The organism is Chitinimonas sp. BJB300 (genome assembly GCF_002735695.1).
Lineage (GTDB): Bacteria > Pseudomonadota > Gammaproteobacteria > Burkholderiales > Chitinimonadaceae > Chitinimonas.
On the sequence record NZ_PDZH01000321.1, the window covers coordinates 1 to 1002 of the forward strand.

The 1002-nt window shown below is 59.2% G+C and carries 1 protein-coding gene; it reads right to left on the minus strand.

Features of this window, described 5'->3' with window-relative positions; genetic code table 11:
* A partial coding sequence (locus tag CSQ89_RS21625; protein WP_199065799.1) for a hemagglutinin repeat-containing protein occupies positions 1–1002 on the minus strand: 1002 nt, incomplete at both ends.

Sequence of the window (1002 nt, forward strand, 5' to 3'; positions counted from 1 at the left end):
GTGACGGTCGGCTTCCAGCAGCACATCGTGCGTGCCCACCACGCTGCTGCCCATCAGATTAAGGTCTTGCCCCGCCTTGAAGTACACCGTATCACCGCTGAGCACACTGCCGATCGCGGTAGTGGAGGACGATTGGTCGAATGTGGAGGTGGTTTTCTTGCCGCCAAAGGTACGCCTTTCTTTGCGATAACTCGCGCTTTCACGGCTTTCGCTGGCCATCCCGGCCGTAATATCGATATTGCGTTCCGCCTTGCCCCAAAGCGCCCCATTGGCCGAGCTGATCTCGCTCCCTTTGATGCCCATGTCGCGCCCTGCCGTCAGCACAATATCGCCTTCGGCTTTGACGCGGTTACCCACATCACGACTGTTCGCTTCCTTGCTGTAGTTTCTGTCATCAAAGCGGGTTTCGTGACGGAAGTTTTCGGTCACCGTATCGAGCTTGATGTCCCGCCCGGCATGGAGGCCAATCTTGCCGCGGCTTTCCACGTCTGCCGCCTGAAGTTGGATATCACGCCCAGCGTCGACCAGCATGACACCGTTGGGGTTGGTCACATACAGCCCAGCCACGCGATTGATATGGGTGCGGGTGCTCCCAAGGCCCTCGCTGTGGGCCACTGTACTGGCCACCTGGACATCGTTACCCGCCTTGAGCGACAGGGCATCCTCTGCCCGCAATGTTCCGCCATCGATACGGATATCCTGACGCGCTTGCAGCCCTATCTGGGCGCCACGCACGGCACCACCAAGTAGATTCAGGTTCTCGCCTTCCAAGCGCACGACCTTACGACCGGCGATGGTGCCAGAGTTGTCGAGATTGCCACTGAGCTTCAAATCAACCGACTCACCGGAAATCAAGCCACCACTGCCGTCGATATCCCCCTGCTGTACACGCACATATACCTGTGGCACCAGGGCTTTTGCGGTGCTGCCATCGGGCAGGGTAACGGTCTGCTCCACCAGCCAGACCATATCACTGGTGAGCTGGGCGATCTGGGCGTCCGT